Source organism: Brucella intermedia LMG 3301 (assembly GCF_000182645.1).
GTDB lineage: Bacteria > Pseudomonadota > Alphaproteobacteria > Rhizobiales > Rhizobiaceae > Brucella > Brucella intermedia.
Map to the genome: position 1 here is coordinate 1,207,081 of NZ_ACQA01000001.1, position 14,714 is coordinate 1,221,794.

Below are 14,714 nucleotides of genomic sequence, written 5' to 3' on the forward strand. Positions count from 1 at the left end.
GAAAATTCCTTAGGGAACAAAACAGGAATCAACTAGACAGGCGCGGTGTTCGGGTATGGCTGACGCAGTGATTGCAAATTGGGACGGGCACGACTATCAGGCTCGGTTCTTCTGGATACATGCTTCAGGCCTTCGCAATCCAGAGACCCCGCATGTCATCGAGGTCTCGTACGAGACCGATGGCCCAAAGGGCTTCGATGATGTCGTCGTGCGGTACAGCCCGGGCCAAGCTGGACGCCGTTCGTTTAGGGTGGAGACTGCCCACCACCAGGTGAAGTTCCACGTCAATCAGGCGGGTCGGTTCGGCTACGAAGATTTGGTCAATCCGGAGTTCATCGGAGCAACGGCGTTTTCGATTTTGCAACGCCTGAAAGAAGCGGTCGAGAAGGCGCCGCCGAACTCGACGTTCACGCTCGTGACGACTGACCGGGTGCGGGACGACGATCCCTTGTCTAAACTTCTTAGGACAGCTGACAAGGCTCTGGACACCGATAAGCTTGCGGTCGGAAAAACGGAGAAAAGCGAGATGGGAGCGGTCCGTGCACTCTGGCGCAAGCATCTCAACCTCGACACCGACGAGGAGCTCTACGCCATCTTGGACACCTTCCATATCATGGAAGGTTACCACTCTCTTCAGGATATGAGGGAGAACGTAGACCTCCGGTTCCAAGTTGTCGGCCTGACCAGTGGCGGGAACAGTCTCGAATTCAAGTTCGATGGTGCGGCACGTGCCCTGAAGGCCACCCAACGCAATGTCCTCACCAGGCAGGCATTTGAGGAACTTTGCCTCGAGCAAGGCTGGATCAAGTTGACGCAGCCGGATGATCGAAAGAATATCTCCATCCGATCATTTAGCGATGGGCCAACCGACTACCTTGATGCCGCGCCTGAAAACACCTTGTCGCTGCACCACATGTTCGACGTACGGCATCTTCAGCCGGGCGCGGACTGGAACACGGATGTCCGACCTGCTGTGGAAGAGTTCATCTTTCGCGTTCGCGAAACCGACAAGAACATCCGCCTGTTCCTCGACAGCCATTCCTCGGTCGCCTTCCTTGCGGGTGCCTTACTCGGTTTCAAGACGAACACGCATGTGGAGTTGAATCAGAAAGGGCGCGGGCCGACGACGGTCTGGCGAGCCGATGACGGCAAGACCGGTCCCCGTGCGGCGACTTCGGTTATCGATATTGGCGATGGCCCGGACGTCGCGGTCGTCGTCAGCTTCTCTCGTGATGCCATCGCCGATGTAGAGGAATACGTGAGGGCAAAGATTCCAGACATTGGACGTATTCTTCATGTCATCCCGGAGAACGGCATCGGCCAGAAGTCCTTGGTCGGCGGCGAGCACGCGGCGGACCTTGCAGACCAGATAGCAGGCGCCGTGAAAGCCCTTCGCCCGGCCTTCGGCGCGCGGCGCCATTTCTTCATTTCCGGGCCGAACGCATTCACCTTCTTTATGGGCCAGCATCGGGATGCGATGGGGCCAGTAACGTTGTACGAGTTCGATTTCAAGGGTGCCGTAGATGGTAGCTACCACCCCTCTTTCAGGATTGGTTGAATAATGGAACTAAAATCGCAATTCAGTGAATTCCTCCGCGAAATCCGTCCGACGGATCGGCAGAAAGAAAGTTGGAAAACAGGAGCGAGCACGCTCCGCTCGCGCCTATCGGCTGACGAAGCCCTGAGCAAGATTGTCGTCGCCACCTTTCTGCAAGGAAGCATTCGCCGTTCGACCGCCATTCGTCCGACCGGAGACAAGCGGCCCGACGTCGATATCGTAGTGGTCACTGACATCGATTACCATAAGACGACGCCACAGCAGGCGATGGACAAATTCGTTCCCTTCCTGGAGCGCCATTATCCAGGAAAATGGCGCCCGCAAGGACGTTCGTTCGGGATCGAACTGTCCTATGTCGACATCGATCTGGTCATCACCGCGCTGCCGACCGATCCCGCATCCAGGCAGGCGATGGAACGGTTGTACCGTTCGAAGTCGGTCCTGACGGACAACACGCTGGAAGAAGACGCGACCTGGCGCCTCAACGAGCGTTGGCAACCCACGCCCTTCGGCACACAGCCACTGGCGTTGGATGACGCGCCAGCAGGCAACTGGCGTCCAAATCCGTTGTTCCTGCCAGACCGCGATGTCGGCAACTGGGGCCGCACACATCCGCTCGCTCAGATCCAATGGACGGCAACCAAGAACCGTGCCTGCAATGGCCACTACGTGAACCTGGTGCGCGCGACCAAATGGTGGCGCCAACGGAACGCACTGAGCCTGCCCAGATACCCGAAGGGATATCCGCTCGAGCACATGATCGGCCACGCCCTGAACGACGGCACCACTTCAATTGCTTCCGGCTTTGTCCAGGTTCTGGAAACAATGCGAGACAACTGGCGTATCCCAGCGATCCTCGGCCAGGTACCCGAACTCCCTGACCACGGCGTGCCGGAGCACAATGTGCTGAAACGGCTCTCAGCGGAGGACTTCGGAGCCTTCCACACTGCTATTTCGAGGGCTGCCGGGCAGGCACGCGAGGCGCTGGATTCGGATGATGCTCAGAAGAGCGGCGAGCTGTGGCAAAAGCTGTTTGGGAGCAAGTTTCCGCTTCCTGGGCCGAATGGCGGTGACCGCAAGGCGGGGTTCTTCATTCCTCCGTCGCAGCCTGCCGAACCGCGGAGGACTGATCGGTTCGCGTGAGGTGCTTGTAGTTGTTCGTACCTGAAGTCCTTCAGAGCGTTTCCGACCAGATCGCCGATCATCCCCGAATCCGATGCACCGCTACGTGGTCATCGGATTCGGAGGGCCGCTGGTCCCTGCTCTTCGTTGCCATTTTGAGCGGCGCCTCGACCGAGTTCATTTCGGCTGAGACGTCATGGTATGTTGTGTTTGTTCCGTGGACGAAATCCGTCACCGTCTATCCAGCGATGATCGGAGGGATTTCGGCGACCTTCCAGCACCAGTCTTTCAACCGCGAAGGAAATGGATCACAGCCGTGGAGGCTAGGAAATCCCTGCCTTGATCGTCCAGCGGGTGTATTTGGGCGCGCCTCCTGGAATGGCCAACCTGACACGATCGACGAGAAGATAGTCTGGTATCTGGAACGCCTTCTGATCTGGATCGACGCGGCCGCCACTGGCGAGCTTTCGATCGAAGGTGAGCCGCTCGAGCTGCCGGCCGGGCCTAGGCAGACAGGCTTCCCCGTTGTCGGCTTTGTTGGCGCAGACGACGATCTTGCATTCTGGCTAGGCCGGACTAATGAATGGGGATGGGTGGACCTCACCAAGCTGCCGGGTGCGAAACTTAGCTATGCGATGACGACGTTCCGCGACCGCCAGTTGGCGCCGATAAGAAAATCGGTCTGGGGGCGGGCAATAGCTGAAGCAGCTCCCGCAAAAACTGACCTCTGGATTGCGCTCAATGACCTGCCAGTGCTTGCACCATGGGAACTGCCACGGACGTGGGCGGATCTTTCCTCTCACCTCGACAGCCAAGGCGTTCAGCTCGCTGATGTGTTCGAGGTTGCTGGCGCCGACCGCCGTCAGCGAAAAGACGATCGTGGAACGGTCACGCTGTTCCTGGGATTCCCGCTCGCGGAACTGATTGGTGAGGCTCCCTCGAAATACCACTGGATCGCTGTCGGATCAATCGAACTGTCGGATCGCAAGACAAAGAAGAATGGCTTTCGCGCAAACGAACAGACCCGCCGCTTCCTCGACCGCACCCGACCGACGGCAAATTCTTCATTGACGTGGCTGCGGACGGTTAACTGGGAACCCGACCAGATCCGAACGCGCTCTGGATTCGGCACTGGGACGGCTTCACAGCGCGTATTGATTATTGGCGCGGGTTCGCTCGGTGGCGCCGTTGCCGAAAACCTTGTACGCATGGGCGTGACAAGGATGGGAATACTGGATCTGGATATTGTGGACGTAGGCAACCTTACTCGACATGTGCTTGGCATGGATGCGGTTGGCCACGGCAAGGCGGTCGCGCTTGCGAACGCTCTGTCGTTGATCATGCCAGATGCTGAGGTCACAGGTATCGTCGCCAGCTTCCCTCCGGGTACCGATGAACTCGCGGAGAAACTGCGTTCGTTTGATGTTATCATCGACTGCACTGGATCGGATGCGGTTCTTGATGCCATGGCCGAGTTCGACTGGGGCGGCGAGAAGATTTTCGTCAGTCTGGCGATGACCTGGCGAGCCGAGGGACTCCTCGTGTTCACTGCGTCAGAGGCCGCCTTCCCGGCAATCGATGCAAAGCAGAGCTTCAACGAGATGAATGTGCCACCGACCGATTTTGGCGACGCCCGAATGGAGGGGATTGGCTGCTGGCATCCAGTATTTCCGGCAACGGCTGCAGATGTCCGCTTGTGGAGCTCTGTCGCCACGACAACCATCCTGGAGGCAATCAGGTCGCCGAAACGCCGCTGCCAATATTTCCGGCAGAGGTTCGACGGCACGATAGAGAAGCTCAATGGATGAAAAGATTGTGGTGACATTTCAAGCTGAGAGCGCGACTGTCGAGGTTCGTCTGACAGATGCCGCCCTGCGATTGATCGAGACGGAGGCACTTGCGTCGGCCAACAAGGAGACGGGTGGCATCCTCATTGGTCGCTACGAGAATGATGGGAACGTGGCGGTTGTCACCGCAGCGACAGAGCGTCCCGCTGATTCCCTCGCTGGAAGGGCTTGGTTTCAGAGGGGCATCAGCGGACTGACGGCCAAACTTCGCGCACGATGGACCCAAGGCGAATACTATCTCGGCGAATGGCACTCACACCCCGGCGGTGCCCCGGACCCCAGCAGTAACGACGTCCGGGAAATGCGTTCGATCTCGATCGACCCAAGCTACAGGTGCCCGAAACCGATCATGGTCATTGCGGGGACGTCGGGGAAATCCATGCGCGTTTCGGTAAGTGTGCTCGAGACCGGTGGGCTTATCAGGCTAAAACCGGCCCCTTCGCCACAAAGCAACGCAAACGACCGCTCGCCGATTACCCAAGCCCCCAACAACCGCACAACATGATCGCGCTACTCGTCAAGGATTCATTCCTATCGACCAGAAAAATCCGCCGTTTACAATTCGCCGGTGACTTCCTGCCAGCGCTTCAACGGTCCGGCAGCGCGTTTGGGCTGAAGATTAAGCGGGTTTCTTCACGATTTGTAGGGGTGATCGCTGTAACTTCGCCGAATTGGTATTTCGCGGAATTAGCATGAAAACTTCAGATCTGTTCTTAGGCGTCAAGGTTCTACCGTTCGGACACGAACTTGAAAAAGGTGCTGAATGGTGGCTTAGTCGTTTTGGGATAATAGAATTCAAACCATATGACTTCTGCAGAAAACTAGTCGAGCACGTTCCTTATGACTTCGATTGTAGACTCGAAAAGATAACGGGACAGAGATATGCCGAATTCGAGATTCTGGGTCATGACGCGTGCGGGCAGCCGCCGTACGAGACCTCGAGAGCATTCGACCTGAATTCCGGCTGCCTGTTTCAAGGTTATCTTGAGATACGAAAAGACCTCCGTAACAACGGATATGGAACGATATTTGCCCGGAACTGCCACAACGTTGCCCTGATGCTCGGCCTCACTCGTTTGCATGTAACGGCAGTAGACGGAGGTGCTTACTTCTGGGCAAGAGCTGGCTTTCTCCCTTCGCAGGAGAGTTGGAACCGCGGCAAATGCAAGGAATTCATCCGATGCAAGCTCGATAGACTCGAGACGATCACACGCCCGGTTCGCGCACGAATTAAACAACTTGTCGACAGCGAGAAGCCGATTTCACTTTGGGCAATCGCTGACGAACCCACATTGGTTGCTTCCGACATTCACCCAGGCCAAAACATAAGCCTCGGTCGCGCGCTACTCGCTGAAAGCGGAACAACTTGGAAGGGCACCCTAGAGTACAACGACCACGAATATCACGAGCAGCAGCACAAAAGATTCAACCGGTATATCCTAGGGAATGCCCCCTAGCTCTGAGAATTTCCTGTACATCGTCTGCTTCGATCCCCAGATGCCCAGCAATGTCTTCAACGGAAAAGTCGAGATCGCGAAAGAGCATCTCGATCATGTCTGCTTGCACCTGATTCAGCGCATCAGTCTGCTCGGCGTCCAACCTCTCAGCATCCGCCAACATGTCATCTACGCCGTCGATGTATCCCGGTCTGGCCATATGGCTCTCCTAATGCCGATCCCCTAACACAAATTCCATACCTTGTCATTTGGCGGCTTGTTCGTACTCCAGCTCGGCGTCGTCGTGTCCGCCTAGGCATGACAATGCGTGAACCTGCAACATACAAACTCTCTTTTTCGAGCGACCACCTCAATGGTCAGTGCAGATGACGGATTGCTTTGAACGTGAAGATGTTGCCATCCCATAACCAACACCGGCGTTCTGGATGAGCGCCGTCGTTTGGCCTACCGTCACTTTGTCGGCTTGAAGTAAAGGGGGACAATCGTATGTCGGACTCGGAAGTCGCTGCCGGTGTTCATATGCGTATGTTTTGACCTCCTGAATAAACCTCCAGCGATTGCACCGTCGAACACAACATCCTTTCGGGCGGATTCGAGCCTCGTCTGGTATTCCGCCAGAACGAGATCGGCCCGCGCCCCGAAGCAGTAAATAATCATCTCGCCGACATCCTGCCCAGCTAAACCCGTGCTGTAGCGACGATCAAGCTGCTCGAAACCGCCTAGGAGCCAGTCGTAGTCCTTATGCTTCTTGGCCTCGGCGATCCATAGGAAGTCGCCTGAGGCCTCGACAACGATGTCGCAGTGACCTCCATACTGGGTGTCGTGGCCAGCGTCGAACCCCATTGCCTTCAGGAGGCCGACAATCTCGATGGAGAGCCCGTCTTCCGTCATCTCCTGTTTGACATGGCGGTTCTTCACAAGCTCCTGGGCACTCCAGTCGATGGCGCGTTCGACCAGTGCGAGCCGCTCCTCATGAGACTTCGCAAGGATCATCTCCAGCGAGATCATGCCAGGAGTGTTGTTCGCGAGGACGCCCTTGATGAATGCCAGCGTATCCTGATCAGCCATCAGCAAGCTCGCGCTGCAGTTCTTCAGTGGGAGCGAAGAACGGGATCAGGTGCGTCTCAAAGTCAGGTACAAGTTCTCCGGTTTCCGGGTGGATGAGCATGCCGGTCTTCCGAGCCTCTGCGAATTCCTCAGCCGACAGTTCGTGCTCCGTTTCGTCGTCGTCAACAAGCATGGCGTGGGATTCGAAAATTGCCAGCTTCGAGGACGTCAGCAAATTGACTGCGGCAAGCACTTCCATGTCAATGCTTTTGCGCCCGGCCGCTTGGGAAAGGGTCGTGAAGGTCAGGAATCGAAGCTGGTCAACAGGCTTCGATGCAATGAAGTCGATGATATCCAGGCACACTAATCCGACTGGAAGCTCGCCCCAGCGCGTCCGGTACTCCTCCCTGATTTCATCAAGCTTCACGTCATTCTCCGATGACTAGCTGCCGAGGTGATGCGCGATCCTGGATCTGACATACTCGTAATCCTCATGCCCCATGCATTTACGGATTACAACGCGATCTAACACGGGGTTGGCGGAACCCGCTGCCCTTGAAGTGCTATTTACGCTCAACTCCGGCTCCGAGTTCAGCTTCTTTCCGATGACCCGGTGCCAGCGGATGCTGAGTTTGAAAGGTTCGATCGGAGTGTCAAGCGCCGCCTTCCCGCCCTTATGGTAGGTCTCGCTCCGAAGATCCATCTTCCGCCGCCTCATCTTCTCATTTTTGAGTGAAGCCGTCGTCGTCCCGAAGCCGAGTTCTACAACCGTCCCCTCGGTGCCATCGCTGTACATCTTGTCGATAAGTGGGAACACGTTGACTGGTTCTGGCATGGCGACGCCAGTCAGCTTCGCGAACTGCGTGAGAGCCAGCTTTCTCGCTGCAACGGCAATCTCCGAAAGCGTGCCCTCCGGAAAGTCAATACGGACATCCAGCGTGTCTCCGCTCGTAGGGATCCAGATGACATCGAAGGCGTGGAAACGGACCGTTTTAATGCCGATAATCTCCTCGTAGTCGTCGAACGCCGTATCGCTTCCGTCGGATAGGGCATCCACGTCGATGTGCTCCCGTATGGTAGTCACTCTGGCCGAAGAGAAGATCAGACCGATACCTTTTTCGTTCTCCTCGACCGACGTCAGCACGAGACCCGCGGGGGCATCCTTGAGCCCCGCCTCGGACAAGGTGGCAGGATAGTACTTCGAGAACACCGTTTCCGGCACGTCGATTGCAAAAAGCTTCTCCCGAACTGCGGCAATGTCCGCGGTATCCAGCTTAAAGAAGCTTACCAACTTCTCTCCGCAGATCTGATGCGACTTGAGCGCCTCGACCAACTCATCGATCTTTTCCTCGCTCTTCTTGGGGCTTTCGCCGAGCTTCTGGAGCGTGTTTTGCCATCCACGCCCACGAGCGATTCCGATGTCGGCTAATATCCGGCGCCCCACAGGCCACGGCGCCCGTTCGCGGAGACTCTGCAACACATCCGACACCGGCACGTCCATACATAAAGCTCCAAGGATTCGTACAAGCGAGATTATCCTTGAATCCTACGAAGTCCACACTGTTAAGTAAATTTCCCACATCAACCGATAGATGCGAATATCGTAAAGGACTGTATCGGCGAGGCGTTCCCCTGAACGCGCTAGATGTAGATGTCCAAATCCATCCGCATCCTCCCAACGCTGTCAACCTGGATGGCGCCGTGGGACCAGAAGTCTCGAAGAACTTCGGCATGCGGATGTCTGTAGCGATTGTCGGTCGGCTCCGAGCAGATGATGCTCGCTACCGGGCAAAGCCGTTCCGCGATGCCTGGATGCCAACTGCTCTTGGCGCCATGATGCATCACCTGGAGAATGCCCATTTTCGCCATTCGCGTCGACGAACCGTAAAATCTGATCATTGCATTCAGGCGATCAGGAGTATCGAGCATGCCATCGCCCGGACTGAGCTGCGCAAAACGCTCCCAGACGCCGGGCTCGAACCGGGGATCCCACCCATTTACGTCAGCGCACGAGCAATGGTCGAGAGGACCCGAATACAGGAACAGGGAAATCTGGTTGCGCCTGGACGAGGTCTTGCCGAACGTCCTGTCGTAAAGTGACCGCAGTTTCTTCAGGGCGACTGCGGGAGAGCCTCGACTTGGGCGGATCAGCCTCTGGATCAAGGGTTCGGCTGCCGCGCGGAATGCGGCATCCGCGCGCACGGAGAGTTCTGCGTCGTTGTAGGGGACGAATTCCCAGAACGGCAGAAGCAGCCTGCCTCCCTTGGCAAGATACCGGACCCGGGGATCATGGAAGATGTGCGCGGCTAAGATCGGTCTCTCGTCATCGGGCGGCGCGCCATAGTCGACCTTGAGTTCGCTTGGGCGGGGGCCTTCGGGAGCTGGAGCAGAAGGAAACTCGCCGTCCCCTTCGCCCCCGGATCCCGCAGGGGGTACAAAGACCACCTCCCCTATCTGCTGGCCAGGGATACTGAAAAGATAGCCTGCAGGATTCACGAAGAAGCGAAATAAGGCGTCTTCGGCGGCGATGCCCTGCTGCGCGGCAATCACTAGCCGCTGCCAGAGAGGGATGTATGGCAGAAGCACCATGTGGATGGGATGCCGCACGACGAGTCGTTCGAACCCGCTGACGTGATCCCGATCAAAGTGGGAGAGAACTGCGAAGTCGATCCCGTCCGCGCCCGCAGCGGTATGCTCCCGACCGAAATCGTACAGGGAACCTAGCAGATGACGATCCGAAGATGCCGTTCCGCAGTCGTACACCCAGCTCGCAACCTGATTGTCGTGGTGAAGCCGCCCGGAGGAGAACAGGCCTTGTCCCACTGGCCACCAGTCCAGCACGAGACGAACGTTCATGCGCGAACAGCCAACGCCTGGTCACTTCTTTCGCCGGATGTCGAAAAGGCCGCGGGAACGCTTGCCATCTCATGATCGCGCACGAGGCCGTATCCTGACGGTCGTCGGCGATCTCCCGGAGGAAGAAGAAGCATGTCGGTCTCACCGGGTTTTTCCGTCCGGTCACCGAAGAGCTGGGTCTGGGTTTTTTCCGGCCGCTCGCTCTTAGCCAGCATTCGATGGTCGGGCCACAGTGCACGAAGCGTCGCGGCAGTGACATCGCGCGTGAACAGACGCGAGTCGGTTCGAACGAGGACCGTTGCACTCTCGGTCATGGACATCTTCGCCGATGAGAAGACATCCATCAACATGCTCCTGTAACTCTCGCGATCAGCGTACTTCTCCGACGACTTGTTGTCGGGGAGCGGCAGATCGCCAAGCAGCCAGAGCCTGATCCAGTTGTCGAGGCGGTAGTTGGTGACGCCACAGTAGGGTGGCGAGGTAACCAGAAGATTGAACTTCGAGCCCTTCCAAGAGGACAGCTTCTGACGTGCGTCGCCGAGCTCGATCTCCGACCAGCCCGACATCCTCGGCAGCCCTTTTGCGTACCGCCATGCGACCTTCCCCTCGAAATACTCGACGGGATCTATTTCAGGGGGGCGCGATCCACGGGCCTTCCACCACTGAACGGAATAGTTGGGAGCCATCGCCTTTGACTGGCGCATCTGGTTGCTGACAGCTCCCCCCTCCTTGCCGTGCAGGTAGATCAGGATGATCGCGGCCAGCGTCCAGTCGGTTCGTTCGCTCTTCCAGCAAAGCTCGCGCCGGGCGGCATTCAGGAATGCGAGAGTCCTCGGAGCCCATGCCCATTCCTGGAACTCGTTGACCGGATCCTCGTCCCCCGGGCGGACTGCCTCGCCAATTTCCCGAATTCTACGTAGGACTTTCTGCACGTCCGGTTCAGGCGAGGTCTTTGCCGACGCGTAAACCCAGGCCACGGGATTGACATCCATGCCGACGGCGAACCTGCCTGTCGAGGACGCGACGAATGGCACCGTGCCGCGACCGCAGAATGGGTCGATGACGCCGTCTCCAACCTTTGAGAAGCGAGCGATGGCGTCCCGGACGAAGTCCGTAGGAAACATGGCATAGTAGGGTCCCAGCGTCGCCCACCGGCCCTCGGGTATCGAAGGGGTCCACTTCACATCAATCTTCATTGTCTGCCAGCCACCACTGCTCGTGAGGATGCCGGGCCTTCGGAAACGATCGGAGGCTTGTTCCCATCCGCGAACAGCTTGCGAAGGATGTTTGTGCCACGCTGCAGAGGGATCGCGGCGTGTGCGTGCGCGCGGACGAGCGGCATGAAGCCATCCCGATACAGATACGTGGAGAGTTCGTCGAGGACATTAAGACAGTCGCCGAGACGAGGATAACAGGCTGCATCGTTGCGGCGGAAATTACGCGACGCATCGTCCACCATCGCTGTGGTGATGACTGCGTGGTCGCTGGATTTAGTCTTGTAGAAGACCTTCCGACCGAAGTAGGTGATGTCGCCGTGCACCTTTGCGCCTTCCGGCCGCAACGTGACGCGGCGGTTGATATAGGTCGCGTCAGGGGTGATTACGGTGCGGGCGGCAAAGACCTTCCTGGGGCCGAGTTCCTCGTCGAAGTCGATGGCGTCGAAGTGCGTCACGAACTGGCCGGACTTCTCATAGCCGAATAGCGCAAGATCAAACCCCTCGTTCCTACAGAGGCCATTGATCCGACCGAGTTCGGTTCGAAGATAGGGAGCGAGCCACGCCGCATGGCCGAACATCGCCAGAGGCCCGTCAAGGATGAAGACGTTGTCGCGCAATAGTCCAATGCGCTCTGGATCGGCCGCGAAAAATCGGAGGATGTTGAACAGCGCAAGTACCTCGAGCAGGTGTCGGACCTCGCCGTGAGCTTCACCATTACTGCCAGCGGGATTGAAGCGTTCCACAAAACGCAGAGCGTCGCTCTCGAACAATTGCTCCGCTCGATGGCAGTGGCAGGAATAACGTCCCTTGCCGGGTCTCATCGTCTCCTCGCAGCCGTCGATGGGGCACTCGCTGCGGCTTGTCGTCCTGTTCTCCGTGATCGCCGACAACGTGTCCGCAAGCGTCTCCCAACTCTGATCGATCTTGGCTGACAGGATCTCGTGGACGGACTCTCTGAAGAACGCGGATGGCGTGTCTTCTACCCTGTCCTTTCGGACGACGTTGGCCCCAGGCAGGACCGCGTCTAGCGTCTCCACCTGTTCCATCTCCCTGAACAGCGCCGGAGACGGAATCTCGTCGGGTTTGACCGCCATTATCTCCTTGAGGTCAATAAGAAGGACAGACACCTTTAGGAGCGAGGCATCCGCTCCCGGCGCGCCAAGCCGCAATGGCGTCGTGATCGTCGAGCCGTCGATCGCGATCACTCGGCGAGGAACCCAAGAGTTCCGCTCGACGACGGCGACCTGCGGCGGCATGTGGTCCTGATCGTCCGGTGCCTTTATCTCAGCGCGGAAACGCCGCATGGCCTCGCTCGCTTCGAGCGTGAGCAACGCCTCTCCTGAAGCCCTTTCCATCTCAAACGGCATTCCTAGTCCTTTCCGCCTTGATCGGCCGGCGCATTTGCGACAAATGGGTCTATCTGCACCGGAACAACGTAGGGATTGGACAGGGTCCTCATGCGGATAAAGCCCGGTAGGGCCACATTAAGGATCTGCTGCTCGAAATCTCCGAAGTCGTAGAAGTCCCTCACCTGCTTTACTTCTCCTGCCCTGTTGAGGTGGGCGACAAACCAGTTATCCGTGTTTGAGAGGATGTTGCTCATGATTGAGCTCGGCTCCTGCGTGGCATAGACAAGGCCAATCCTGTACTTGGATCCTTCTTTGGCGACGCGTGGCCAGATATCCTTGAGGTCATCGCCATCCTTGGGCAGCAGGTTATGCGCCTCCTCGACGTAAACGATGACATCCGGCGGAAGGATCATCTCCTCCTTCTCATCGAGACTTGGATTTGTGAACGCCGTCTTCTGGTGATCGAATACCCGCCACATCAGCCGCCGTGAAGCCGCCTCGTTGAGTTCCGGATCTCCAGTGGATTGGTCTACGATAACCAGCTTTCCGGCGGAAAGGTCAGCGACGATCTGGTCCGCGAAATCCTCGGTCGTGTCGGGCGAATGCTGGGGGCCGACCTTGCCTATCAGGCGAATGCCGCCCTGATGCTCCATAAGAGCAAGGATTCCCATGAGTCCGGAATCGTGCCAGTCCTTCTCCTCGTCTCCCTTCCGGGATTCCCGATTGAATTCGGCGTAAGGCGAATCCTTGTCGCCTATGGCCTGCCGGAGGAGATTAAAAGCTTCGTATGCTTCATCCCACGAAACGAGGCCCTTTTCAAAAATGACAGCAGCTCTTGCATAGCCTTCATGAGAACCGAGTGCTTTTCGCAGCTTGTCGTTCGTGAGACGGTCAAGGCTAACCTTCTGCATCGACGACGACCTCATCAGCCCCGCCTTGGCGAGGATGACGCGGTAGGCTGTGACGATGCGTCGGTACCGGGTGATGTCTTTCGGCTCCCAATCTTCGGGAACCGTAAGATCGATGTTCATGAATGCAGTCTTGTACTGCGCAGAGCCTTGCGACGCCAATGCAGCATCGACAACGGCTTTTGCCTGTATCATAGGGGCCATTGCTGCGACGACCGCATCGCGATCGAACCAGCTTTTCGGCTCTGTGCCGAAGAAATTGAGTTTCACGAGCCGGCGTTGTGGATCCTTGGGATGGGGATGAAGTCCGTATGTTACCACATCCGTGGGCCCAGAGTTGGCACATCCGTTGAAGACACTGCGAAGCGCACCCTTATCAATAGGGTTGTCGTTGGCATACTCGCCATTCGCATCAAGTATGAGTTGACCTACGCGGCCTCGCAAAGAATCCTCCGCACGGAGCATGAACACTGACGACGCGATCTTCTTCACCGTGTTTGACTTGCCTGTTCGGCTCATGCCGAAAAGTGCGGTGCGACGGGCGATTAGGTCCGTCGGATCGAGAGTGACATCGACCATATCAGTCGTATCCCCCTGCCGCTCGCTGGCGGCATATCGAACCCGGCCGATCTTGATGCGCCTGTCGGCAAGAGGATGCTTGTCAGCCTTGGGCTGGGGACGCACGAAGTTCGCGATCAGCTTGAGTAGCTCACCATCTGGCTTGTAGACTTTCATCCCACGTCCGGAATAGATATTGGACAGGTCTGCCCCAAACTGCACAGCCCACCCGCCCTTCTGGCTCATCCGCATCATGAACGTGCCAATCACGCGACATTCAACGCCTGCGAACCTAAGGAAGTTTGCGGTGAACTTATCCAGCGTCTGTTCGTCATCCCAGTTGAGATTGTTTGAAGCCGAGACACGTTGCCCCGCCTCGTAGCGCATTCTGTCGGTCTCCGATGAATTCGGAAGCGATGCCTTATCCAGAACTCTCAGGAGAATTAGCGACGTGTCTTCGAGCATTGCGTTTGGGGAAGAGCCGTGCGCAAGCCTCGATGCGACTAGGAAACAGCCCTTCGGCACGCCGCCAACGTTCGAGCGCAGTCGGTCATGAACCAGGACCACCGCAGAGCGATAGTCGATGTTGATCAAGTCGCCGCAGATCCGTGCCGGATCAAGGAGGCTGGCAAGGCGGTGTCCGGCATCCCGGGCGGCCTCGTCACTGGCTGTGTTGACAACGCTTGTAAGAATTCCCATCGAGCTCACCGTCCTCCGAATCCCTGACCTAAGAGAATCCTGTTTCATTTTTCCGTTCAGCACAACTGTGAGACGTAACTCTCCGATATAACCGCC

Annotated in this window: 13 protein-coding genes; 5 read left to right on the forward strand and 8 right to left on the reverse strand. The window is 57.4% G+C overall.

Annotated features, from left to right (window positions below):
* Nucleotides 1-55 precede the first annotated feature (55 nt).
* The 5 genes from OINT_RS05735 (at nt 56) to OINT_RS05755 (ending at nt 5,984) form a co-directional block, all read left to right on the forward strand.
* Nucleotides 56-1,558, forward strand: coding sequence for an SAVED domain-containing protein (locus tag OINT_RS05735; protein ID WP_006470478.1), 1,503 nt, complete (start codon nt 56-58; stop codon nt 1,556-1,558).
* Nucleotides 1,559-1,561: 3 nt separating this feature from the next.
* Nucleotides 1,562-2,701, forward strand: a complete 1,140-nt coding sequence (locus tag OINT_RS05740; RefSeq protein ID WP_039852593.1) for an SMODS domain-containing nucleotidyltransferase — start codon at nt 1,562-1,564, stop codon at nt 2,699-2,701.
* Nucleotides 2,702-2,712: 11 nt separating this feature from the next.
* Entirely contained in the window at nt 2,713-4,488 is a 1,776-nt protein-coding gene (locus OINT_RS05745) for a HesA/MoeB/ThiF family protein (protein ID WP_039852596.1), read from the forward strand.
* Complete coding sequence (locus tag OINT_RS05750; protein ID WP_006470479.1) at nt 4,481-5,032, forward strand: Mov34/MPN/PAD-1 family protein; 552 nt, start codon at nt 4,481-4,483, stop codon at nt 5,030-5,032. Before OINT_RS05745 ends, OINT_RS05750 begins: the two co-directional genes overlap by 8 nt.
* Nucleotides 5,033-5,219: 187 nt before the next feature.
* The gene (locus OINT_RS05755) at nt 5,220-5,984 is read left to right on the forward strand and encodes a hypothetical protein (RefSeq protein WP_006470480.1); all 765 of its coding nucleotides are present in this window, start codon (nt 5,220-5,222) and stop codon (nt 5,982-5,984) included.
* Here OINT_RS05755 and OINT_RS22485 read toward each other — a convergent pair.
* The 8 genes from OINT_RS22485 to OINT_RS05795 all read right to left on the reverse strand — a co-directional run bounded on the left by OINT_RS22485 (nt 5,953) and on the right by OINT_RS05795 (nt 14,618).
* A complete protein-coding gene (locus OINT_RS22485; protein ID WP_006470481.1) occupies nt 5,953-6,183 on the reverse strand; it encodes a hypothetical protein in 231 nt (76 codons plus the stop codon). The genes OINT_RS05755 and OINT_RS22485 overlap by 32 nt on opposite strands.
* 251 nt (nt 6,184-6,434) lie before the next feature.
* The gene (locus OINT_RS05765; RefSeq protein ID WP_006470482.1) at nt 6,435-7,052 is read right to left on the reverse strand and encodes a hypothetical protein; all 618 of its coding nucleotides are present in this window, start codon (nt 7,050-7,052) and stop codon (nt 6,435-6,437) included.
* Nucleotides 7,045-7,458: a hypothetical protein gene (locus OINT_RS05770; RefSeq protein WP_006466839.1), complete on the reverse strand. Its 414-nt coding sequence runs from the start codon at nt 7,456-7,458 to the stop codon at nt 7,045-7,047. The genes OINT_RS05765 and OINT_RS05770 overlap by 8 nt, the downstream gene beginning before the upstream one ends.
* Before the next feature lie 15 nt (nt 7,459-7,473).
* Nucleotides 7,474-8,532, reverse strand: a complete 1,059-nt coding sequence (locus OINT_RS05775; protein WP_006466840.1) for a hypothetical protein — start codon at nt 8,530-8,532, stop codon at nt 7,474-7,476.
* A 140-nt stretch (nt 8,533-8,672) separates the two neighbouring features.
* Nucleotides 8,673-9,887 carry a ComEC/Rec2 family competence protein gene (locus OINT_RS05780; protein WP_006466841.1) on the reverse strand — a complete coding sequence of 405 codons (1,215 nt, stop codon included), beginning with the start codon at nt 9,885-9,887 and terminating at the stop codon, nt 8,673-8,675.
* Nucleotides 9,884-11,083 (reverse strand): DNA methyltransferase, encoded by a 1,200-nt coding sequence (locus tag OINT_RS05785; protein WP_006466842.1) that lies wholly within the window; start codon nt 11,081-11,083, stop codon nt 9,884-9,886. Before OINT_RS05785 ends, OINT_RS05780 begins: the two co-directional genes overlap by 4 nt.
* A complete protein-coding gene (locus OINT_RS05790; protein ID WP_235691660.1) occupies nt 11,080-12,435 on the reverse strand; it encodes a hypothetical protein in 1,356 nt (451 codons plus the stop codon). The genes OINT_RS05785 and OINT_RS05790 overlap by 4 nt, the downstream gene beginning before the upstream one ends.
* 38 nt (nt 12,436-12,473) lie before the next feature.
* A complete protein-coding gene (locus OINT_RS05795) occupies nt 12,474-14,618 on the reverse strand; it encodes an ATP-binding protein (protein WP_006470484.1) in 2,145 nt (714 codons plus the stop codon).
* Between the last annotated feature and the right edge of the window lie 96 nt (nt 14,619-14,714).